Raw genomic sequence first — 20,864 nt, 5'->3', positions numbered from 1 at the left:
ACGCTCCACCCGCCTGTTCAGCCACGTCCCGTCCGGGCTGCCCACGGCGGCACCCCGGTCGGATGAGCCAGGGGGACAAGGTGGTCCCGGTCGGGTGCCGACCGGCCCAAGCGCTGCGACGTCCCCGTTGCGAGTCTGGTGACAGGCGCTTCGAGCAGCGGAGAGGGACGACGTCATGAAGGCACTGGTTTTCCACGGCGAGGGACAGAAGTCCTGGCAGAACGTCCCCGACCCCGGCATCGAAGACGCAGGCGACGCGGTGATCCGTGTCGAAGCGGTCACCATCTGCGGGACGGATCTGCACATCATGAAGGGAGACGTGCCCGAGGTGAACCCGGGCACCGTCCTCGGGCACGAGGCGGTCGGCGAGGTGGTGGAGACAGGAGGCGACGTACGGAGCGTACGGCCGGGCGACCGGGTGCTGGTCTCCTGTATCAGCGCCTGTGGCCGCTGTCGCTTCTGCCGTGAGAACCGCTTCGGGCAGTGCCTGGGCGGAGGCGGCTGGATCCTGGGGCACCTGATCGACGGCACGCAGGCCGAATACGTCCGTGTGCCCTTCGCCGACCTCTCCGTCCATCCGCTGCCCAACGCCGTGAGCAGCGAGGACGCCGTCCTGCTCGCGGACATATTCCCGACTGCGTACGAGGTGGGCGTGCTGAGCGGGCGCGTGGGACCGGGCGACACGGTCGTTGTCGTGGGTGCAGGGCCCGTCGGGCTCGCGACCATCGCGACCGCACGCCTGTACACCCCGGGCAGAGTGATCGCGGTCGACTTCGCACAGTCGCGGCTGGAGGCCGCGCGCGCCGTGGGCGCGGACGTCACCGTCGGGGCCGACGAAGACCCCGAGCTTCTGGTCGACGATCTCACGAACGGTCTGGGTGCTGACGTGGTCGTCGAAGCGGTCGGTGTTCCCGAGACCTTCGAACAGTGCACGCGGATGGTGCGACCCGTCGGCAGGGTCGCCAACGTGGGCGTGCACGGCAAACCGGCAGCGCTCCACCTGGAGAGCCTCTGGTCGAAGGACGTGACCATCACGACCGGGCTGGTGGACACCTACTCCACCCCGCTGCTCCTGGAGATGATGGCCGCCGGCCGGCTCCCGGCGGCACCCGCACTGGTCACACACCGCTTCACGCTCCCGCAGATGGAAGAGGCGTACGACATCTTCGCCGGGGCGGCCGGCACCGGTGCGCTGAAGGTGGTACTCGGCGCGTCCTCGCACGACGCGGTGTCGGTGCCCGCCCAGGCGCCCTGAAGGGGCGCTGCCCGGCCGGGCAGCCCAGCTCGGCAGCAATCGCCGGAAGCGGAATCAGCGGTCCGACTGCTCCCGGTCGTGTGCCTGTGTCGCGATGACCGCGGCCTGCACCCTGCGCTCCACTCCGAGCTTCGCCAGCAGTCGGGAAATGTGGTTCTTGACCGTCTTCTCGGAGAGGTAGAGCCTCTTGCTGATCTGCCGGTTGGTGAGCCCCTCACCGATGAGTTCCAGGACCGCGAGTTCCCGGTCGGAGAGCACCGACAGCCGCTCGTCGCCCACCGGGTGCGCGGAGGCCGGAGAACGCAGCGAGCGCATGAGCTGTGCCGTGGTCGTCGGATCCAGCATCGACTGCCCGGTGGCCACAGTCCGCACGGCTGCCACGAGATCGACTCCCCTGATCTCCTTGAGTACATAGCCGGCGGCGCCCGCCATGATCGAGTCGAGCAGGGCTTCCTCCTCGTCGAACGACGTCAGCATGAGGCAGGCCAGATCCGGCATGCGGGAACGCAGTTCTCGGCAGACGGAGATCCCGTCGCCGTCCGGCAGCCGGACATCGAGTACGGCGACATCGGGTCGGAGCGCCGGCCCCCGGGCGACCGCCTGTTGGGCGGTCTCGGCCTCACCCACCACGGTGAGGTCCGGCGCGGAGTCCAGCAGGTCGCGCAGGCCGCAGCGCACGACCTCGTGGTCGTCGACCACGAAGACCCGGGTGGGCCCCTTCTCAGCGACACCGGCCCGTACGTCAGTCATTGCTGCCCCTGTACCAGTCGCGGCGCCACGACGGCGCCACGGTCGGAATGCTGCTGCACGGCCAGTATCCCTCCACGGGGCCCGTCCGGCTCGGCGCGCGGCAGGGCGCGACTTCTCGCTGCCGGCCATACGGTGGTAGCCGAGGTGGTTTCCCGCCGTCTCAGGAGGGTGGCCGTCGTGAGCGAAGGCGATCTGGGTGCCGAGCCGCGCACACATGAGCTGCTGAGCCGGCTCCAGGCCCGCCTGGAAGCCGTCCGTGTCTCCCGGGACCAGATCCACGGCCTCCTGGAAGCGGTTCTGTCCGTGGGCCGTGAGCTCGAACTCTCGCAGGTGCTGCGCCGCATAGTCCAGGAGGCCACCGTCCTCGTCGACGCCGAATACGGGGCTCTCGGTGTGGTCGGCGAGGACCGCCGGCTCTCGGAGTTCATACCGGTGGGAGTGGACGACGAGCAGTGGGCGGCCATAGGCGCGCTGCCCGTCGGGCATGGACTCCTGGGCGAGCTGATACGGCACCCGGAACCGCTACGGCTGGCCGAACTGTCCGGGCACCCGTCGTCGTACGGGTTCCCGCCGCATCACCCGCAGATGCATTCGTTCCTGGGCGTACCGATCCGCGTACGGGGTCAGGTCTTCGGCAACCTCTACCTCACTCAGAAGCGCGGTGCCCGGGAGTTCGACGCGGAGGACGAGTCGGTGCTGCTGACCCTGGCCGTCGCCGCGGGCATCGCCATCGAGAACTCACGGCTCTACGAGGAGTCCTGCCGCCGTGAACGCTGGCTGGCCGCGGGCTCCGAAGTCACGAACAGCCTGCTGTCCGACTGCCCCCGGGCCGAGGTGATGGCTCTGATCCTCCGGCGCGCCCGCGCGAACGTGTCCGCGGACCTGGGACTCATCGCGATTCCCGTGGAGGGGTCGGGCAAGCTGCGGATCGCGCTGGCCACCGGCGTCGAGGCGGAGAGGCATCACGGGGCGTTCGTGCCCATGCGTGCCGGTTATCTCGGCACCTCCTTCACGCATACCGGGGCGCTGGAGACTCCCGACATCGAGAACGATCCGCGCAGCCGGGACGAGGCCTCACGATGGTCCGGTTTCGGGCCGGCGGTCGCGGTGGCCATCGGGTCGGGAACCGCTGTCCGAGGGGTGCTGCTGCTGGCCCGTAAGAAGGGCAGCGCCTCCTTCTCCGCCGAGGAGTCGGAGCCTTTGACCGCATTCGCACGCCAGGCTTCGCTGGCCATGGAACTGGCCGAGCGCCGCAAGAACGCGGAACAGACGGCAGTCCTGGAGGACCGGGACCGTATCGCCCGTGACCTTCATGACCTGGCGATCCAGAGACTGTTCGCCACCGGAATGACACTGCAGGGCGCACAACGGTTCGTGACCCATCCGCAGGCGGAGCAGCGGCTCCGCAGGGCGGTGGACGATCTGGACACGACCATCAAGATTATTCGTTCCACCATCTTCGGCCTTCGCACGCACGACACGGGCAGCGCGGCTCCGCCGGGCCTGCGCAGCAGAATCGCCCAGGCAGTCGAGGCTTCCACGGCATCTCTGGGCTTCGTGCCCGGTCTGCGGGTCGAAGGGCTTGTCGAGACCCGCGTTCCGGCACCCCTCGCCGACCACGTGGTGGCAGTACTCGTCGAAACGCTGAGCAACGCCGCACGGTACGCGAGGGCGGACTCGGTCGACGTCCATCTCCGCGTCACCTCCGAATGGCTCACTCTGACGGTCACCGACGACGGCGTGGGCATTCCGGAGGGCGTCGCGTTCAGCGGGCTCAACAATCTCGGCGAACGTGCCCGGGCCGCGGGGGGCAGGCTGGCTGTCAGCGCCCCGGAGGGCGGTGGCACCAGACTCACGTGGACGGCTCGGGTGGCTTTGGAGGACGCCCACGACCGGCCCGTCCGGTGACCCGACGACTGCCCGACGCATTGGATCGGGCAGGGAGCACGGCGCCCGGGGCCTCGAACGCACGTCCACCCTCACGGTTCAGCGACGGCTGCCGTGCCGCACGTGGCCTGCCTCTTACGTCGTGCAGGGCCCCGGGGGCCGCCCGGGCATCCCTGGGGTCCGGTCGGCCCTGTGACCGGGGGTGACGCCGATGGGACCGTAGCAGCAGTGGAAGGTTGCGCGGATAGGGACGTGAGGACCATGGCATCTCCCCCTCTGGTTGTCGGTGTGGACGGGAGCGAGCCCAGCATCCGTGCCGCCGAGTGGGCAGCGGACGAAGCAATGCTCCACCAACTGCCCCTGCGTCTGGTGTACGCCTCTTTGTGGCAGCGCTACGAGGGCGCCGCGCTCGCGGCCAAGCTTTCGCGCCCCGACGGACAGGTGATGGCCGAGAACATCCTCGGCTCCACGACGGAACGCATACGCCTCAGGGCGCCGGACCTGCGTGTCACCACGGACGTACCGCACGAGGACGCCGTCGACGCGTTGCTGAGGGAAGGCGAGGAAGCCTTCGCTCTGGTCACCGGCTCGCGAGGACGAGGCGAGTTCGCCGGCTTGCTCCTGGGATCGGTGAGTCTCGCCGTCGCGGCGAGGGCCCATGTCCCCGCCGTCGTCGTGCGTGGCGACAAGGCCGGGCTGGAAGGGACCCACGGACGGATCCTGCTCGGCATCGGTGACAGCGACATCGATTCGGCGGCCGTGCGATTCGCCTTCACCGAGGCGCTGCTGAGGCGGTGCACACTGGATGTCGTGCGGGCGTGGCGCTGTCCGTCCCACGAGACGGCCGACCATCCGCTCCTGGCGGGTGACCCCGCCCAGTACCACGAGGCGCGTGCCTCCGAGCTCCTCGACGAGGCCCTGGCGGCGGCTGCACAGGCTCATCCGGACGTTCTCGTGCGGCGCGTCACCACGGAGGGGCCCGCGCGGAAGGTTCTCGCCAAGCGTTCGGCGGTGGCCGACCTGCTGATCGTAGGGGCTCATCGGCGGCACCGTCAGCTCGGTATGCAGCTCGGCAGGGTCGCCCACACAGTCCTGCATCACGCCGCCTGCCCCGTAGCGGTCGTTCCCCACAGCGAGAGCGTCTCGGAAGGAACAACGCCATGAACCGCCGGTCACCTCACCGTGTGGACGATGTCATGACGAAAACCGTCGTCGCAGTGGGCCTCGACGCACGTTTCAAGGAGATCGTGACCGCCATCGATCAGTGGCAGGTCACCGCTGTGCCCGTGCTGGAGGGTGAGGGCAGGGTGGTGGGGGTGATCTCCGAAGCGGACCTGCTGGCGAAGGAGGAACTACGGGACACGGACGCGACCATGATCGGTCAGAGGGAGCGCCTGGCGGATTACGCCAAGGCTGGAGCAGTGACCGCACGGGACCTCATGTCTTCTCCCGCCGTCACTGTTTCCGCGTACGCGCCCCTACCCGAAGCCGCCCGGCTCATGGCGCACCACGGGGTCAAGCGTCTCCCGGTCGTCGACGGACACGGGGTTCTCAAAGGAATCGTGAGCCGGGCCGATCTGCTCAAGGTGTTCCTCCGGACGGACGAGGAGCTTGCCGACGAGGTGCGCCGGGAGGTCGTCGACCGGCTGTTCCCCATCTCGCACGGGGACATCCGGGTCGAGGTGACCGAAGGGCGCGTGGCGATCACCGGAACCGTCCGTGATGCCGCGCTGATTCCCGTCGCCGAACGGCTGGCCGGAGCGGTGGAGGGCGTGGTCGATGCACGGTGCCATCTCAGCGGCCCGGCCGCAGCGGCGACGCCTTGACCCGGACGGGGCCGTCTGCCGGTTGACGGACCGGGGGCCCACGCACCCGGCCGCGGCAGTGGGGTTTGGCGTCAGTGGGGGTTTGCACGTACGACGACCACGGGACACTTGGCGTGCTGAGCGCAACGCTGGCTCACGGAACCCAGCATGGCCCGCGCGAAGCCGCCGCGCCCCCTGTTGCCGACGACAAGAAGGTCGGCCCCCTCCGAAGCCTTGACCAGAACCTCGGAAGGATCACCCTGCACCAGCATCTCCCGCACCTCGGCAGGCTGAACGTCGCCGAACACCGCTCGGACACCCTCGGTGAAGCGCAGACGAGCGCGCTCCAGGTCGAAGCCGGCTTCCGTGGCCGGTCCGGCCCAGCCGATCTCGGAGGGGGTGTCCCAGGCGCACACGGCTTCGACGACCGCGCCGGTGAGCTGCGCATGGTCCGCTGCCCAGCGGAGGGCCTCCTGGGAGGGGCCGGAGCCGTCGACGCCGACTACGACGCGAGGGGTGGGTTCCCTGCTGCTGCTGTCCATGACCGCCTCACCGCTTCTCGGAGTCCCCGTTCGTCCACACTGCCCGGGCTACGGGCGCCGCGCCAGTGGAGACGGCATCGTCCTGGCTGCGTCGCCGGTATCAGGGCGGTGTCTGCCGTTCGATGTCGAGCACGTCGCTCACCGCTCGACGGGGCGTCCGGGGGACGCGGGGGCCGTATCCGAGCCGGAGCAGCATCTGAGGGAACGCTGACGCCGCGGGTGCGTGTGGATCCCGCAACAGCCACCGCAGCTCGGCGCTCTCGACGGCCTGCGAGTTGAGCGAGGTGGACAGCCCGTCCAGGGTCGCCTGCAGGAGGACCCGTTCCAGGGCCTGGCCGGCGAGCAGCCAGTCCTGAGGGCGGTCGGCGGACGTCCCGAGCACCGTGAGGCAGGGAGACTGCTCGAACACCGCCGACTCACGGCCGGGGTCCGGACGGCCCGCGGCGAAGTCCCTCACCGGTGCCCGGCCGTCCCGGCGCTTCGGCCCGAAGGCATAACCGGGGATCCCGGCGGAGTCCTTGGCTCCGGCTCCCGTCCATCCAGCGATCTCGTCCCGGACGCCAGGTGACAGTGATTCGTCCTGCCGGGCCTCCTCGACCACGTCGAGCACAGCGTCGAGCTGCCAGTCGTTCAGGACGGTCATGCTCGCGCCCTCGGACCGGGCAGCACCACTCAGGCCATCGAGGAGGGCATCGGGGACCGACTCGTCGGTGAAGGGCTCGCGGCTGCTGTGCCGGCGAACGATCGCCGGATACAGCATGGACAAGGGGTCGGTCCCGTCGTACTCGGTGAACACCACGGTGGCGGCCAGAGCGGGATCGGCGGGATCCGGCAGCAACCGGACGCGCGCGGACCATCCGGCGTGCGCGGCAGCCACGCGAAGGTTGAACAGTGCCGCACCGCAGCTGATGTGCATGCCGCGGTCGGAGGGGTCCGCGCGGGGCATGGAGCGTGCCGTGTCCATACGCAGATCGAGTACGTTCATGGCTGGTGCGTACCGGAACCGCCAGGGCTGGGCGTTGTGCATGGACGGTGCCATGGTGGCGTCGCTGATCCACGCGCTCACTGCCGCGACATCCGCGTGTCGAGTCGGCATCGGTACTCCTTCCCGACGAGGCGTCATATGTGAGGGACCACGGCGACGGGGCAGGCCGCATGATGGATCACCGCGTGCGCCACGTGCCCGAGCCGGGGACCCACCGGCAGCTTGCGCCGACGACGGCCGACGATCAGCAGTCCGGCGCCGGGCGACGCGTACACCAGCTCCGCGCCCGGTGTCCCCACCACGGCCCTGGCCTGGACCGCCACATCGGGGAAGCGCTCCTGCCACGGAGCGACGGTGCGTTCCAGGGTGTCTGCGATGTGACCGGCGAGTTCGTCGCCCAGCCCCGGATCGGCGGTCTGGGCGTACGAGTACATCGCGGGCAGGGACCACGCGTGCACGATCCGGAGGCGGCTGTGCCTGCGGGCCGCCTCGGTGAAACCGAACGCCAGCAGCTCCTCGTCGGCCCCTGTTCCCTTGAGGTCGACACCGAGGACCAGCTCCTCGCTCCCGGGAGCGGCATCCGCCTCCTCCGCTTCAGCGGGTTCCTTGCTGCGGACGAGTACGACCGGCCGTTCGGACGCGGCGACCACCGGAAGCGAGGTGGAGCCCACGAGGAAGCCGGCGACGGTGTTCAGCCCTCGTGAGCCGAGCACCAGCAGTTCCACCCTTCCGGGTGCGTCGACCTCGGCCATGAGCATCAGCGTGGGGTTGCGACCGGACAGGTTGTCCGTGGTGACGTCCAGGCCCGGTCGATCGAGCGCGGCCATCCGCGCCGCCTTCGCGAGCAGCGCGTCGTCCTCCTCGGACTGCTGCGGCGGGACCGGTACCTCGGGGGTGAGGGGCCACTCGCGTACATGGAGGATCCGAAGGGGCAGCTGTCTGAGGGATGCCTCGCGGGCGGCCCATCTCACGGCTGCGAAACTCTCCGGCGTTCCGTTCAGTCCTGCTGTCACATTGCCCGTCATGGTGATCGCCTCGCAGTGCTGGAGGGGTCGCTGCGGGGATGCCGCAGCGGTCCGGTCCCCCGCGGAGTCCGGGGGAGGCTCATGTGCCCTCGTCCGCCCATGCCGCTCTCCGTTTCTGGACGTCCTTCTCCAGGCGCCGGCGGACGTCGGAGGTCAGGTTCGAGAGACGGGTGGACACGGCGGGAACGGGCGGTTCCGGGTCGCCGATGCTGCGCGCGGACCGGGGGAGGGCGGCCATATCGGCCACGAACCGGTCATGTGCCGCAGCCAGGGTGTCGGGCGCCCCGGTGCGGCGTCCCGCGGACATGACCGTACGCAGCAGAGGCTCCGTGCCCTCGGGCACCTCTTCGTCCGCCAGTGCGATCACATCTCCCGCTTCACGGGAGCGGAAGACCTGTTTGCGTCCTGGCGCGGTCACCTTGGCGGCCGAGAGCTTCATCACCGGACGGCCGGCGTACTCCACCAGCTTGTAGGCGGTATCGAGATACGGGGCGTCCGCCGAGGTCCCCACTTTGGTCCCGACTGCATAGACGTCGATGGGTGCGCCACAACGGACCAGCTGGTCGATGCGGTACTCGTCGAGACCACCGCTGGCGATGATGGCGACGTCCGGCAGCCCCGCGTCGTCCAGGATGCCGCGCGACCGCCGGGCCAGGTCCGCGAGATCACCGCTGTCGAGCCGGATCGCCGACCCCGGGCCTCGCCGCAGGGTGTTCAGGACCCGAGCGGCGGTCACGACGCCGCCGGCCGTGTCGTAGGTGTCGACCAGGAAGGTGACCGGACCGGGACGGCCCCGCGCGAACGCCGTGAACGCGGCTTCCTCGTCGCCGAAGGCCTCGATGTACGAGTGCGCCATGGTGCCGGAAGCCCGTGTGTTCCACCTGAGAGCCGCGGCGACGTTGCTGGTGCCGGTGAAGCCGACCATCGACCCCACTCTGGCCGCCTGCATACCGGCCTCCGGCCCGTGCGCACGGCGCAGGGAGAAATCGACGACGGGGTGCTCGGCCGCCGCGAGCACGCATCGTGCCGCTTTGGACGCGACGGCGGTCTGATGGCTGACCTGACTCAGCAGCCAGGTCTCCACGAGTTGCGCCTGCGGCAGGGGCGCGGTGACTTCCAGCAGCGGCTCCCCGGACAGAACCGCCCTTCCTTCCGGCACAGCTCGGACCTCACCCTCGAAGCCGAGGCCGACCAGTGGTCGCACATCGTCGGGCCGGCAGCGCAGAGCCGCGGCGAAGTCCTCCGCATCGTCCGTGGTGACGCGAAAACCGCTCAGGAAGTCGAGAACCGGCTCCAGTCCCGCGCTCACCAGGAAGCCGCGGCCCTCGGGCAGCCCGCGCACGAAAAGGCTGAACGTGGCGTCGTCGGTCAGTCCTTCGCGCAGATAGGAGAGCGCCATCGACACCTCGTACAGATCGGTGGTCGTGACGTGCGACATGACGCTCACCCCTTCTCCCCGGTGTGACGGAAGGCGACGGAGCGGCCGTCCCGGCAGGAAGGCCTCTGCTCACTCATCCAGCGTTCCCCGGAGCAGCAGCCCGTGTGAAGGGCCGACCGGGGCACCTCTGGGAGAGGGAGACGGGCATCGCTCCGACGGCGTGGCCCTTCGCGGCAGGGAGGCCGCAGGCCGGACGGGGCCCCCGGCCGCCCGGACGAAGTGGCGCGCAGCCTCTCATTCCCCGCTCCCGGCTGCGTGCCCCGCCGCCCGCGCGTCGTCCTGGCCTTCACGGTCGCGCAGGTCGAGACGTATGTCCACCACCCCCTCCACCGCCCGGACGGCGCGGGCGATCAGGGGGACCAGTGCACGGTCCGACAGGGCTCCCCCCAGGGTGACCACCCCGTCGGACACCCGTACGTCCACGTCGGCGGCGGCCCCGATCCCGCCCAGCACGTCGCGTGCCTCTGCGGCGATGTCCTCGTCGGACCGCAGGAAGACCTTCAGCAGATCGCCTCTGCTGACGACCCCTTGCAGCAGCCCACCGCCGTCCACCACCGGCAGACGCTTCACATGCCGTCGTGCCATGATGCGCGCCGCCTCGGCTATGGTCGCGTCCGCGTGCACCGTGACGGCTGGGCTGGACATGAGCTGCTCCGCGTACAGGGCGTCGGCCTTGGTGACATCCGCGAACGGAGGGTCACCGGGTGCGGACGTCTCAGTCGGACGGTTCTCCTCCTTGGGCAGGAGGTCCGCCTCCGACACCACTCCTATGACCCGCCCTTCGCCGACGAGTACCGGCAGGGCGCTCACCTTCCACTCGTTCATCAGCTCGACAATGTCCTTGTACGAGGCCCGGCTCCCGACAGCGACGGCGGTGTGCGTCATGAGGTCGCTCACGGTATGAGGCGAAGCAGTCATCTCAGGCTCCCCTGGTAGGCCACGCGGGCCGTTCCCCGCGTCGTCCGGCTGCTCGGGCCGGAGTTCAGGTACGTCGACTCCACTGCGGTTCCACCCTGCTCCACTCGGCCTCCCAGCCGGCCGCGCGGCGCCTGTTGCACACCCTCCGTACGCCCAGCCCGGCGAGGGCGCCTACGCCTGCGACGACAGCCGCGCTGCCCGCTCCCGCCGCCAGCGCACCGGTCCAGACGTCACCCTCCCCGGCCGGGGCGGAGGTGATGCGCCCTTGACGGTCCAGCCAGAGATTCGTGTACTCCCCACGCTGGGTGCCCAGGGGCACCGGCGCCTGCCCCGTGACGTGTGCGCCGGAGGCGCTGGTCCAGCGGACCGGCACGGGCACGCGTTCCGTACGGCCCGACTCGTCCGCCCACGGCGACGATCTGGCGGCGTCCCTCAGAACCAGGGCCCGTTCGAGATGACGGGCGGCCCGCTGTTCCGAGGCCACCGACCGCTGGTGATCGTAGGCCGCCCAGCCGTGGGCCACGCCGATCATCGAGGCGCATCCGACCGCTGCGGCGCACAGGAGCAGCAGCAGCCGTGCTTCGAGGACGTCGATCCGCCGACGAAGCGGGTGGGTGTTCCATCCCCGCTTCCAGATCGCTGAGGACATGGCGTCACAGTCTTTCCGGCGAGGCTCCGACTAGCGCTGCGCGACCACAACCCTTCCGCAATGCCGTCGCGGATGCCTTGGCTGACGGTCTCCACCGAGTGTGCGCGTAGCCGTGGGAACGCTGAAGGGCCGTCCGACGCATCGCGGAGGGCCGACCGGTCCCCTCCTCTCTGCCGCAGCCGGGTGACAGTCCCGGGCATCCCCCCACGGGAGGGGCCCGAACGTCCCGGTGGGTTGCCCCGTCCGTCTCTCGCAGGAAACGGGCGACGCTCCGAGACTGGAAGAGAGATCTGCTGCGGCTCTTCCGGTCAACGAAGTTTGCAGAGGTGATTGCGGTGCACGGTTTCGTTTTTCACGGTCCTGGCCAGGGGCTTTGGGAGACCGTCGACGATCCGGCGATCGAGCAGCCGACCGATGCGCTCGTGCGGGTCGAAACGACCAGCGTGTGCACAGGCGATCTGCTGACGCTGCGCGAAGGCGCAGCCGATGTGAAGCCGGGTACGGTCCTGGGGCACGAAGCCGTCGGCGAGATCGTGGAAGTCGGACCGGAAGTGCACGCCGTGGCCCCGGGGGACGAAGTGATCGTGTCGTCCATTTCCGCCTGCGGTCACTGCGTGAGGTGCAACGAGGGAACGTACGGTCAGTGCGCGTACGGGGGAGGGTGGCTCCTCGGGCACGAAGTGAACGGCACGCAGGCGGAGTTCGTCCGTGTTCCCTTTGCCGACCATTCCACGCACAAACTGCCGTACACCCTCGACCGCGGCACCGCTGTCCTGTTCTCCGAAGTCCTGCCCGCGGCCTTCGAGCTCGGCGTGCGCAACGGGGAAGTCGGTCCCGGTGCCGTGGTCGCGATAATCGGGGCAGGGCCCGTCGGCCTGGCCGCTCTCGTCATCGGGGGGATGTACACCCCCGCGAGGACCATCGTGGTGGACCTGTCGCCCCGTCGCCTGGAGGTCGCCACCGGTCTGGGCGCCGACGCGGCGGAGCTTCCGGGGCAACTGATCGCAGAGCTGGCCGAAGGCCCCGGAGCCGACGTGGTCGTAGAGGCGGCCGGGAGCGCCGACAGTTTCACCCTGTGCACCCGGGCCGTGCGTTCGGGTGGTCACATCGCGAACATCGGTATGCACGGTGCCTCGGTGACCCTGCACCTCGAAGAGCTGTGGCGCAAGAACGTCACGATCAGCATCGGTCAGGTCGACACGTCGTCCACTCACTGGCTCCTCAAGGCGCTCGCGCCCAAGCACCTGGAGTCCCTGTCGCGGCTCATCACCCGGAAACTCGACCTCACGGAGGTCGGCCACGCCTACGAGATCCTTTCCACCGCAGTCGAGGACGGCGCGCTCAAGACGGTCCTGCAGTCGGCGTAGTCGGCCCCGCGTCCGACGCGAGACCGGCTACGGCCCGCGGTGACGGCTACGCGCTCGGTCCTGCGAGGCTGCTGAGTGCGGCGTCGAGGCGGCGGGTGGCCTCCTCGGCGACCGGCTCCATGGCGGCGATGCCGGTCAGGGTGACCATCGTGCCGGGGTCGACGGCCTGGACGATCACGTGCTCCCCGTCCGTGCGGACCACGACATTGCAGGGCAGCAGCAGGCCGATCGAGCGGTCGGCCTCCAGTGCCTGCCGGGCGAGTGCGGGGTTGCAGGCGCCGAGGATCAGGTACGGCTCCATGTCGTGGTCCAGCTTGGCCTTCAGCGTGGACTGCACGTCGATCTCCGTGAGGACGCCGAAGCCCTGTTCGGCCAAGGCCTCGCGGACAGCTGCCGACGTCTCCTCGAAGGAGCCTTCCAATTGCACGGTGCGGTCGTACTGCACGGTGTCCCACCTCGCTTCTTCCGATTCCGGCAGCACCGCCGGGCAGGCGGCGGCCGTGGCGGTCGCCATAGCCGAAATATACCCCGGGGGGTACGGGCGTAGTGGTGTTTGCAATACCCCAGGGGGTAATTTTCACGCGAAAGGAGTATCGATGTGCTCTTCATGGACGCCATCGGCCTGGAGGGCCTCGGTAACCGCAGCTACCTGGCCGGGGGTGAGATGGGCGGCGGTCGCGGTGGGCCCGCCCCGGGGTATCGGCACCGTGCTGAGCGCTGCCGCCCGTCGAGGAGTGCGGATCTCCCGCGTGGTGGAGACCCGCCTCCACATCTTCGCCGACGTACTGCTGGCGGTGGCGGCCCTCATGCTCGTCGACGTGATCGTCTGACCGCGAAGGCCGCCGGAACATCAGGCCAGGGAGAGGAACAGCTTCTCCAGCCGGGCCCGCATCTCGTCCCGGTCCTCCCCGGAGCGGAGGCCTTCCTCGACGCCGGTCAGGCACTGTTGCAGCCCGGTGGCGATGATCGCGAACCCGGCCCGGTCGAGCGCCCTTGAAGCGGCCGCCAGCTGAGTGACGACCTCTTCGCAGTCCCGGCCCTCCTCGATCATCCGGATCACCCCGGAGATCTGACCCTGTGCCCTGCGCAGCCGGTTGAGGACCGACTTCAGTTCGGCTCCCGCCAGATCAAGATCCACCACGACAACTCCTCATTAAATACCCCCAGGGGTAATGTACTCCCCATTCGGGGGCATCGTCGAAGACAAGGATGGCACCTGTCACGACAACGCCCACCGCTCTCGGTACCGACGAGGCGCGCACCTGCATACACGTACTCACCGTCATCGACGTCCCACACCCGGTGAGTACCCGGGAGGCCACCTCCCGGGCGCCCTCAACATCCCTTTCGACCAGGCCCGGCGTGCCCTGCCCGACAAACGCCACGTCGCCGGGCGCGGTGATGTCCTGATCGTCCGCGCCTCCGGTGCCCCGACACCTGCGCCCTGGCCGCCGTGCTCGCCGGACTTCCCCGCAATCGCCCCCGTGCCGCCGACCTGCACAACACCCTGGCCGCTCTGCGCAACCGCTGGCACGCGGAGGACGCCGTCCAGGGGGCTGCCGAACCCGGCATCCATGACCCGTCGGCGTCCACCGGGCGTCGGCCCTCTGATCCGGGAGACACGTCCGGTTGCGTCAACGCACCGCGTCAGTCGACGAGTTCCAATTCGGCCACACGCTGTGCGTACTCCCTGGCGATCGCCCCGTTCGGAGCGATCGCCTCCGCCGCCCGGTACGCCTGCGCCGCCTCGCGGGTGCGGCCGAGGCGGCGCAGCGCGTCAGCGCGGACGGCCGGCACGGCGTGGTTCCCCGCCAGCTTCTTGGACGTGGCGAGGACGTCGACGGCATTCAACTGCGCCTGAGGGCCGTCGCGCATCCCGACAGCGACAGCGCGGTTGAGCGCCACGACCGGGTTGGCCCGCAGGGCGAGGAGACGGTCGTACCACCTCACGATCGCCGCCCAGTCGGTCGCGGCTGCGGCCGGGGCAAGGGCGTGCTGTTCAGCGATCGCCGCCTGGAGCGCGTAGGGACCGCCCGCCACGACGGCCTCGCGGGCGAGGGCGACGCCCTCGGCGATGAGCGCGTGGTCCCATAGCTTCCGGTCCTGTCGCGCCAGCGTGACCAGCCCGCCGTCGGCATCGAGCCGGGCGGCGCGTCTCGAGTGCTGGAGCAGCAGCAGCAGCGCGAGGAGCCCCCGCGCCTCCGGCTCTCCGGGTGCCTCGGCAGCGACGAGCCGGGCGAGCCGGACGGCCTCCCCGGCGAGGTTGTCGCGGTGCGTGTTGCCGTCGCTCGGTGCGTACCCCTCGGTGAACATGAGGTAGATGACGGCGAGTACTCCGTCCAGCCGTTCGGCGCGTGCCCCGGGTGGCGGCACCCGGTACGGGATTCCGGCCGCCGCGATCTTGCGTTTCGCCCGCAGGATCCGCTGGGACACGGTGTCCTCGCCCACCAGGAAGGCGCGGGCGATCTCACGGGTGGTAAGGCCGCTGACCGCCCTCAGGGTCAGCGCGACCCGCGATTCGAGAGGGAGCGCCGGGTGGCAGCAGGTGAACACCAGCCGTAGCCGCTCGTCCCCCGGCGGCTGCGGTTCCCGGACCGCCTCGAGCGCGGCGGCTTCGGCGAGCTTGCCGCGCTCGGTCGCCCGGCGGCGCAGCACGTCAAGGGCGCGGTGCCTCGCGACGGTCACCAGCCAGGCTCCCGGCCTGCGCGGTATCCCCTCCTTCTCCCACGCCGGCAGGGCACGGGAGAACGCCTCCTGCGCGCAGTCCTCGGCCAGCTCCCAGTCGCCCGTCAGACGCACGATCGTGCCGAACACGACACCCCACTCGCCGCGGTACGCCTCGGCGAGCGCCGCCCGCACCTGCGCCGGGCCGGCCTTCACGAGAGGTCGGTCCAGAACTCGCGCAGCTCGGCGATCCCGGACCGCGTCATGGGGCAGTGGGAGAGATAGTCGATCGCCTCCTGCCAGTCGCCGTCGATGAAGAAGATCGCGGACACCCATTCCGGCACGTCCGTGTACGCGCCGTCGGTGATCAGCAGGTCCCCTCCCCGGCGGCGCACGAGCGTGGCGTCCTCGACGGGACTCAGGTGCTCGCCACCGAGAAAACGGCCGGAGGCGAGACCGTCGCGGACCCACTCGGCCACCGCGGTGGGCTCAGGGGTGCAGGGCGGTGCGCCCGGGTCCGTCCGGATGATCCCGAGGAAGCGTGAGGCGGGCGCGTCGCCCTCGTGCGGGACGTTCCCGGTGCCCGGTCCGAGGTCGAGCGGATCGACCGGGCGGATCTCGATGCGTCCGCCGGTCGCCATCGGGTGCGACGCGGCGACCGCGATCGCCTCGTCGAGGTCGGCGGCCTCCACCAGGTCGTAGCCTGCGATCCACTCGGCAGTCTCGGCGAACGGGCCGTCGGTCACCAGCACCCGGTCGTCGCGGACGCGGACCGTCCTGGTCTCGGCGGCCGGCTTGAGCGGCATCCCCTCAATGCGGACGCCGCGGTCGTTCCACTTCTCCACCCATGCCTGCGGGTTCTCGCCGGTCGGCTCCCCGGCGGGGTCTGTGGCGACGAACAACACGTACTTCATGACCGTTCTCCTTTCGAGCGTTTCACGATCCGACGAACGGCCTTCGCGGAATCCGACAACACAGTGAAGATTCCGATGACCGTATCCCCGCCGGACAGACGAAGAGACCGTGGCCGAGGTGGTCCGGACCATCCGTGGCCGCAGTGGACGGCTCGTCGTGCGGCGGAAACGGGAGACGGAACTGGCCCCTCTGACCGCAGCGATCCGTCCCGTCACACCGTGTCCGGGCGGGCGTGGTCCGGAGGGACACCAGCGGCTAATAGGGTGACCCGCATGTCTGCACAGTTGAGCTCCATCAAGACCCGCGCCGCACTGCGCACTTCGGCACGTGTCTCAGGCGAATTGCTTCTCGTCCTTGTCATGGCTGCGGTAGCGGTGTGGCTGATGGGGCGCATGTGGTCGGTTGTCTGGCCGCTCATAGTCGGACTGCTGCTCACCACCCTGACGTGGCCCGCTGCGCGCTTCCTGCGCCGGTGCGGATGGCCGCCGGCCCTCGCGGCATCGCTCGTGACGGTGCTCTTCCTCCTGGTCGCCGCGGGTGTCGTCGCGCTGATCGCGGTACCGGTGGCCTCCCAGTCGGGTGAACTGGCCGACGGCGTGGTCCAAGGCATCCAGCAGCTGCGGGAATGGGCCTCGGGGCCGCCGCTCAACATCGGCGACGACGAGATCACCGGTGCGTTCGACTCCGCGACCGCCCGTATCCAGGACAGCGTCGGCAGCATGGTCACCACGGTCTTCACCGGGGTGAGCACCGTGGTCAACGGTGTGGTCACCGCCGTCCTGGCGGTCTTCCTGATGTTCTTCATGCTCAAGGACGGCCCCCGCTTCCTCCCGTGGCTCGCACGTCAGCTGCCCGGCCGGCTCGCCGGTGATGTTCCCGCTGTGGCCGCGCGCGGCTGGGAGACCCTGGGCGAGTTCGTGCGTTCCCAGGCGTACGTCGGCTTTCTCGACGCCGTCCTGATCGGCATCGGCCTGTGGATCGTGGGAGTGCCGCTGGTGCTGCCGCTGGCGGTGCTGACCTTCGTTTCGGCATTCGTGCCGATCGTGGGGGCGCTGTTCGCCGGCTTCGTCGCCGTTCTCATCGCCCTGGTGTCCAACGGACTGACCGACGCATTGATAGTCCTGGCCATCATCGTCGTGGTGCAGCAGCTGGAGGGCAACGTGTTCCAGCCGATGATCCAGAGTCGCGGGCTCGGTCTGCACGCCGCGGTGATTCTGCTGGCGGTGACGCTGGGCGGGAGTCTGGCCGGCATCGTGGGCAGCCTGCTCGCCGTACCCGTCGCCGCGATGATCGCGGTGGTCTGGAACTATCTGCGCGAGCAGCTCGGCGAGCCGCAGCAAGAGCCGGAAGACGCCGCTTCGGCGAGTGTTGGCGGCTCCGTGTCCTGACGGCGCCTCCCGATGCGTTCGCCGACAGTCGGAGAGGCGGGTGCTGCCGATGCCGATGCCGATGCCGATGCCGATGCCGATGCCGATGTCGCTGCTCGGCTCGGCTCGGCGGTGAGTGTCCGATCCGCGCGGCGGTGACGGGGCCGTGCGGAGCTCGATCAGGACTGTGCCGTATCCCCGGCGGCCCCTGATCCGGCACGGGACCCGGCCTACGTTCGTCCGCGGGGCCGGGCGGCGTCGGTGACGCGGTCGATCCGGTAGTAGTCGGCGACGCACCCTCCGGGCCAGTAGGAGCGTCCCTGCCGGCTGAACGGCTCCAGCATCTGGCTGATCACGAGCCGCTCGTACGGGAGGACCCTGGCACCGGCGCCCGCAGCCGCGCGCATCCGCCGGTCCTGGGCATCCCATCTCACGGCCCGCTCGCGCATGTTCGCGTCGAGGCCGAGCAACGTGACGGCCGGGCCGAAACAGACCAGGACACAGAGCACCGCGCACACGGCTTGCACAGGGCCGGTCCGCCGCGCACGCCACCGGGCCGCCACCCCCAGCAGCGCACCTGCTCCGACGAGCAGGGCCACGTACACCAGGAGGAAGTCGTTCCGGAGCCGGTTCGCGCTGGGAGCACTCACCCGGTCCTCGAACACCGGATATGCGATGACCGTGCAGAGGTAGCCGGACACGAGGAGCGCGGCCACTCCGGCACAGGCCGTCAGCGGCCACCGGGCGGGCAGGACGGGCGCGCTCCCGTCCGGACGCCGGCACAGCAGACCCAGGAGCACCCCGACCGCGACCGCTCCGGCGTACTGCCAGGTGGTGGCCACGCTGTGAGCGATCTCCGTGAACCCGCGCAGTGAGGCGGCGAGGGACTCCGGCGCGGCCAGGGACGTCGTACCCGCCCCGTACCGTTCCCGCCGGGTGTTCGAGCCGGGCGAGGTGATCAGGACGAGTGCCCCGGCCCCGACACCGGCGATACCCGCCGCACACCAGAGGCGGAGGAAGCGAACGGAGGTATCGGTGACGCGGCCGCTGAGGAGGAGGACGGTGACCAGCAGCACCGTCACGACGATCGCCGTCTCCTCCGAAAGTGTGCCGATGGCCGGACCGGCGAGGAGGGCGAGCGCGAGGGCCGCGCCCCTGCCCCGGCGCGAGCGGGCCACGAGGAACGGGATCAGCGCGGCGCAGGCGAGAACCGGTGGCATCGTGTGCGAGACCGACGCGGCCGGCCAGTAGAACGTCTTGTACGTGTTGGGGGTGGCGAACAGGAAGAGGGCGGTTGCCATGGCCGCCACCAGCAGTGGCAGCCCGCGTGGCACGGTGAGCCGCCCGCGTCGCAGCGCGGCTGCCGTCGCCGCCCACAGCACTCCGAGGGTCAGCGCACCGCTGACCAGGCCGAACCACTGGTGGCCCGCGACCTGGAACTCCGCATAGGCACCGACCAGTGCCGCGTTGGTGACCCGCCCGTTGTCGGCGAAGTAGAACCGGCCGATGAGGCCGGTGATGCCGTCGTCCCGCACCACGGGCAGGAAGCACCAGTCGTCGGCCCCTGGCCGGACCCACCTGCCGAACCAGGCCGCGGCGGCCAGCAGTACGAGAGGTGGCACTGAGAGAGCGGTCACCCAGAGCGAGGTCCGCGAAACGTTCCGCGGGTCGTGTACGTCCTGCCGACGCTCGGCGTCCTGGCGGACTGGGACCGCGTCCGGCCGGTCCGGGACCGTGGAGTCCGGGGTGTGGTCGGACATCCGCGATCACCGGTCCTCGGACGAAGGCAGGGGGCGCGCGGAGACAGGCTCGCCGACCGCCCGTTCCGACGGCCGGGCGGCCGTCCCCGCCGGCGCGGAGGCGGGGCGGCGGCCCGACATGATGGCCCACCGGGCCAGCAGGAACGAGACCGGGGTGACGAGGGCACCGGCCACGAGGGCGGCCACATTCTTGTCCATGCCGAGGCCGCTGACCGCCCCGTGGAGGAGCGCGCCCGATGCCACGAGATTCACGACGCTCGACACGGGATAGCGCAGGAACGCGTGCCACGTCGGCTTCGTCCGGCAGGTGACGTAGGAGTTGAGCAGGAACGAGCACACGATGCTGACCGCGTAACCGAGGACATGGGCGGCCAGGTAGGGAATCCATCGGTTCAGAACCGCGTACACACCGAGGTAGACGGCTGTGTTCACACACCCGACCAGGACGAAACTGCCGAACTGGCGCCCGGTGCGGGTCCGCGCGGGGACAAGATCGTCCAGCTCCGCGACGACCGGGGGAGGAGGGCGGTCCGACAGCGCCGGACAGTCCTCGTCGGTCTCCCGCACCACGTAGGGCGGGCGGTGCTTCGCCTCGTGATAGATACGCCCCACGTATTCGCCGATGACCCCGAGAGTGACCAGCTGGATACCGCTGAGGGCCACCACCGCGGTGAGCAGAGTGGCGTAACCGGGCGTGTCGGCACCGTTCAGGACTACGGTCACAACGGTCCACAGCGCGTACACCAGTGCCGAAAGGAACACCCAGAAGCCGGCGTAGATGGCCAGGCGGAGCGGACGGTTGTTGAAGGACAGGAGCCCGTCGATGCCGTAGTTCAGCAGACGCCTGCTTCCCCATTTCGACCGGCCGGCCACGCGTTCGCTGTTGCGGTAGCGGAAGCTGACCGTGTCGAAGCCGATCCAGGAGAAGATCCCCTTCGAGAAGCGGTTGCTCTCCGGCAAGGACAGGACGCTCTCCACCGCCCGCCGGGACAGCAGGCGGAAGTCCCCCGTCCCGTCGAGGAGTTCCACGTCCACGCAGCGGCGGACGACCGCGTAGTAGGCGTGGCTGAGTGTGCTGCGGACCACGCCCTCCCCACTGCGGTCGCGACGCGGGATGACCTGGTCGTAGCCGTGCCGGTGCAGTTCGAGCATGCGGGGGATGAGCTCGGGCGGGTGCTGGAGGTCGGCGTCCATGATCACCACGGCGTCACCGCGCGACATGCGGAGACCGGCGAGCATCGCGGCTTCCTTGCCGAAGTTCCGGCTGAACGCCGTGTAATGGGTCCGTTCGTCCCGCGCGGCGAAAGAATTGAGAAGCAGTCGTGTGCTGTCGAGGCTGCCGTCGTCCACGTAGCAGATCTCGAAGGTCTCTCCGAGGCCTTCGAGGACGGCGAGCAGGACCGCGTGGAACGACCTGATGCCCTCGGCCTCGTTGAAGCAGGGCACGACGACCGACAGGTGAGGGCCGGTCACACGACACCTCCGGGCTTCGACTCGGATCGCTCGGCTTCACCACCGCCGCCCATCCAAGGGTGCG

General features: G+C 69.9%; 19 protein-coding genes and 2 pseudogenes. 8 read left to right on the top strand and 13 right to left on the bottom strand.

The features are described 5' to 3' along the window. Positions 1–175: 175 nt before the first annotated feature. The gene (locus BFF76_RS14000; protein ID WP_065848328.1) at positions 176–1,255 is read left to right on the top strand and encodes an alcohol dehydrogenase catalytic domain-containing protein; all 1,080 of its coding nucleotides are present in this window, start codon (positions 176–178) and stop codon (positions 1,253–1,255) included. Positions 1,256–1,309: 54 nt separating this feature from the next. Here the strand turns inward: BFF76_RS14000 and BFF76_RS13995 are convergent, their stop codons facing one another. Further along, positions 1,310–2,005: a response regulator gene (locus BFF76_RS13995; protein WP_031090036.1), complete on the bottom strand. Its 696-nt coding sequence runs from the start codon at positions 2,003–2,005 to the stop codon at positions 1,310–1,312. Positions 2,006–2,182: 177 nt separating this feature from the next. Here BFF76_RS13995 and BFF76_RS13990 point away from each other — a divergent pair, with 177 nt between their 5' ends. The 3 genes from BFF76_RS13990 (at position 2,183) to BFF76_RS13980 (ending at position 5,718) form a co-directional block, all read left to right on the top strand. Further along, on the top strand, positions 2,183–3,913 hold the full coding sequence (locus tag BFF76_RS13990) for a sensor histidine kinase (protein ID WP_051834479.1): 1,731 nt from the start codon (positions 2,183–2,185) through the stop codon (positions 3,911–3,913). 240 nt (positions 3,914–4,153) lie between these two features. After that, positions 4,154–5,056: a universal stress protein gene (locus BFF76_RS13985; protein ID WP_208604849.1), complete on the top strand. Its 903-nt coding sequence runs from the start codon at positions 4,154–4,156 to the stop codon at positions 5,054–5,056. Beyond that, positions 5,053–5,718: a CBS domain-containing protein gene (locus BFF76_RS13980; protein ID WP_065848326.1), complete on the top strand. Its 666-nt coding sequence runs from the start codon at positions 5,053–5,055 to the stop codon at positions 5,716–5,718. The genes BFF76_RS13985 and BFF76_RS13980 overlap by 4 nt, the downstream gene beginning before the upstream one ends. A 71-nt stretch (positions 5,719–5,789) precedes the next feature. Here the strand turns inward: BFF76_RS13980 and BFF76_RS13975 are convergent, their stop codons facing one another. The 6 genes from BFF76_RS13975 to BFF76_RS13950 all read right to left on the bottom strand — a co-directional run bounded on the left by BFF76_RS13975 (position 5,790) and on the right by BFF76_RS13950 (position 11,254). Further along, the gene (locus BFF76_RS13975) at positions 5,790–6,239 is read right to left on the bottom strand and encodes a universal stress protein (protein WP_053928958.1); all 450 of its coding nucleotides are present in this window, start codon (positions 6,237–6,239) and stop codon (positions 5,790–5,792) included. Positions 6,240–6,339: 100 nt separating this feature from the next. Continuing rightward, positions 6,340–7,335, bottom strand: a complete 996-nt coding sequence (locus BFF76_RS13970) for an Acg family FMN-binding oxidoreductase (RefSeq protein ID WP_065848325.1) — start codon at positions 7,333–7,335, stop codon at positions 6,340–6,342. Between the two features lie 23 nt (positions 7,336–7,358). Beyond that, entirely contained in the window at positions 7,359–8,237 is an 879-nt protein-coding gene (locus BFF76_RS13965) for a universal stress protein (RefSeq protein ID WP_244167279.1), read from the bottom strand. Between the two features lie 91 nt (positions 8,238–8,328). Beyond that, positions 8,329–9,687: a nicotinate phosphoribosyltransferase gene (locus tag BFF76_RS13960; RefSeq protein ID WP_065848323.1), complete on the bottom strand. Its 1,359-nt coding sequence runs from the start codon at positions 9,685–9,687 to the stop codon at positions 8,329–8,331. Between the two features lie 234 nt (positions 9,688–9,921). Then, on the bottom strand, positions 9,922–10,605 hold the full coding sequence (locus tag BFF76_RS13955) for a CBS domain-containing protein (RefSeq protein WP_065848322.1): 684 nt from the start codon (positions 10,603–10,605) through the stop codon (positions 9,922–9,924). 64 nt (positions 10,606–10,669) lie between these two features. After that, positions 10,670–11,254, bottom strand: coding sequence for an Rv1733c family protein (locus BFF76_RS13950; RefSeq protein ID WP_065848321.1), 585 nt, complete (start codon positions 11,252–11,254; stop codon positions 10,670–10,672). Between the two features lie 335 nt (positions 11,255–11,589). On the opposite strand from BFF76_RS13950, the gene BFF76_RS13945 reads away from it, so the two are divergent. Beyond that, positions 11,590–12,621 (top strand): alcohol dehydrogenase catalytic domain-containing protein, encoded by a 1,032-nt coding sequence (locus tag BFF76_RS13945; RefSeq protein WP_065848320.1) that lies wholly within the window; start codon positions 11,590–11,592, stop codon positions 12,619–12,621. Positions 12,622–12,667: 46 nt separating this feature from the next. Here BFF76_RS13945 and BFF76_RS13940 read toward each other — a convergent pair whose 3' ends face one another. After that, entirely contained in the window at positions 12,668–13,066 is a 399-nt protein-coding gene (locus BFF76_RS13940) for a DUF302 domain-containing protein (RefSeq protein WP_065848339.1), read from the bottom strand. 153 nt (positions 13,067–13,219) lie between these two features. Between BFF76_RS13940 and BFF76_RS32300 the strand changes: the two are divergent. Next, positions 13,220–13,391, top strand: a pseudogene (locus tag BFF76_RS32300) (MBL fold metallo-hydrolase); the annotation flags it as partial. A gap of 80 nt (positions 13,392–13,471) precedes the next feature. On the opposite strand, the gene BFF76_RS13935 reads toward BFF76_RS32300, so the two are convergent. Then, a complete protein-coding gene (locus tag BFF76_RS13935) occupies positions 13,472–13,759 on the bottom strand; it encodes a metal-sensitive transcriptional regulator (RefSeq protein ID WP_065848338.1) in 288 nt (95 codons plus the stop codon). Between the two features lie 71 nt (positions 13,760–13,830). On the opposite strand from BFF76_RS13935, the pseudogene BFF76_RS33770 reads away from it, so the two are divergent. Further along, positions 13,831–14,051: pseudogene (locus BFF76_RS33770) on the top strand (rhodanese-like domain-containing protein); the annotation flags it as partial. A gap of 217 nt (positions 14,052–14,268) precedes the next feature. Here the strand turns inward: BFF76_RS33770 and BFF76_RS13930 are convergent. Continuing rightward, positions 14,269–15,501, bottom strand: a complete 1,233-nt coding sequence (locus BFF76_RS13930; RefSeq protein WP_244167278.1) for an RNA polymerase sigma factor — start codon at positions 15,499–15,501, stop codon at positions 14,269–14,271. After that, positions 15,498–16,199: a YciI family protein gene (locus BFF76_RS13925; protein WP_065848319.1), complete on the bottom strand. Its 702-nt coding sequence runs from the start codon at positions 16,197–16,199 to the stop codon at positions 15,498–15,500. Before BFF76_RS13925 ends, BFF76_RS13930 begins: the two co-directional genes overlap by 4 nt. Before the next feature lie 273 nt (positions 16,200–16,472). Here BFF76_RS13925 and BFF76_RS13920 point away from each other — a divergent pair, with 273 nt between their 5' ends. After that, positions 16,473–17,588: an AI-2E family transporter gene (locus BFF76_RS13920; protein WP_065848318.1), complete on the top strand. Its 1,116-nt coding sequence runs from the start codon at positions 16,473–16,475 to the stop codon at positions 17,586–17,588. Positions 17,589–17,797: 209 nt separating this feature from the next. On the opposite strand, the gene BFF76_RS13915 is transcribed toward BFF76_RS13920, so the two are convergent. Next, positions 17,798–19,327, bottom strand: a complete 1,530-nt coding sequence (locus BFF76_RS13915) for a DUF6056 family protein (RefSeq protein ID WP_065848317.1) — start codon at positions 19,325–19,327, stop codon at positions 17,798–17,800. 6 nt (positions 19,328–19,333) lie between these two features. Further along, positions 19,334–20,800 (bottom strand): glycosyltransferase, encoded by a 1,467-nt coding sequence (locus BFF76_RS13910; protein WP_065848316.1) that lies wholly within the window; start codon positions 20,798–20,800, stop codon positions 19,334–19,336. Between the last annotated feature and the right edge of the window lie 64 nt (positions 20,801–20,864).

Source organism: Streptomyces mutomycini (genome assembly GCF_001700505.1).
GTDB lineage: Bacteria > Actinomycetota > Actinomycetes > Streptomycetales > Streptomycetaceae > Streptomyces > Streptomyces mutomycini.
The sequence above is the reverse complement of the archived record's forward strand: the minus strand, read 5'-3'. Positions and strand labels throughout refer to the sequence as shown.

Excerpts from the sequence above, each read along its gene's own strand:
- BFF76_RS13985 (WP_208604849.1), top strand. The coding sequence starts at position 4,154 with ATGGCATCTCCCCCTCTGGTTGTCGGTGTGGACGGGAGCGAGCCCAGC.
- BFF76_RS13925 (WP_065848319.1), bottom strand. The coding sequence starts at position 16,199 with ATGAAGTACGTGTTGTTCGTCGCCACAGACCCCGCCGGGGAGCCGACC.
- BFF76_RS14000 (WP_065848328.1), top strand. The coding sequence starts at position 176 with ATGAAGGCACTGGTTTTCCACGGCGAGGGACAGAAGTCCTGGCAGAAC.
- BFF76_RS13915 (WP_065848317.1), bottom strand. The coding sequence starts at position 19,327 with ATGTCCGACCACACCCCGGACTCCACGGTCCCGGACCGGCCGGACGCG.
- BFF76_RS13980 (WP_065848326.1), top strand. The coding sequence starts at position 5,053 with ATGAACCGCCGGTCACCTCACCGTGTGGACGATGTCATGACGAAAACC.
- BFF76_RS13975 (WP_053928958.1), bottom strand. The coding sequence starts at position 6,239 with ATGGACAGCAGCAGCAGGGAACCCACCCCTCGCGTCGTAGTCGGCGTC.
- BFF76_RS13955 (WP_065848322.1), bottom strand. The coding sequence starts at position 10,605 with ATGACTGCTTCGCCTCATACCGTGAGCGACCTCATGACGCACACCGCC.
- BFF76_RS13960 (WP_065848323.1), bottom strand. The coding sequence starts at position 9,687 with ATGTCGCACGTCACGACCACCGATCTGTACGAGGTGTCGATGGCGCTC.
- BFF76_RS13950 (WP_065848321.1), bottom strand. The coding sequence starts at position 11,254 with ATGTCCTCAGCGATCTGGAAGCGGGGATGGAACACCCACCCGCTTCGT.
- BFF76_RS13920 (WP_065848318.1), top strand. The coding sequence starts at position 16,473 with ATGTCTGCACAGTTGAGCTCCATCAAGACCCGCGCCGCACTGCGCACT.
- BFF76_RS13995 (WP_031090036.1), bottom strand. The coding sequence starts at position 2,005 with ATGACTGACGTACGGGCCGGTGTCGCTGAGAAGGGGCCCACCCGGGTC.
- BFF76_RS13970 (WP_065848325.1), bottom strand. The coding sequence starts at position 7,335 with ATGCCGACTCGACACGCGGATGTCGCGGCAGTGAGCGCGTGGATCAGC.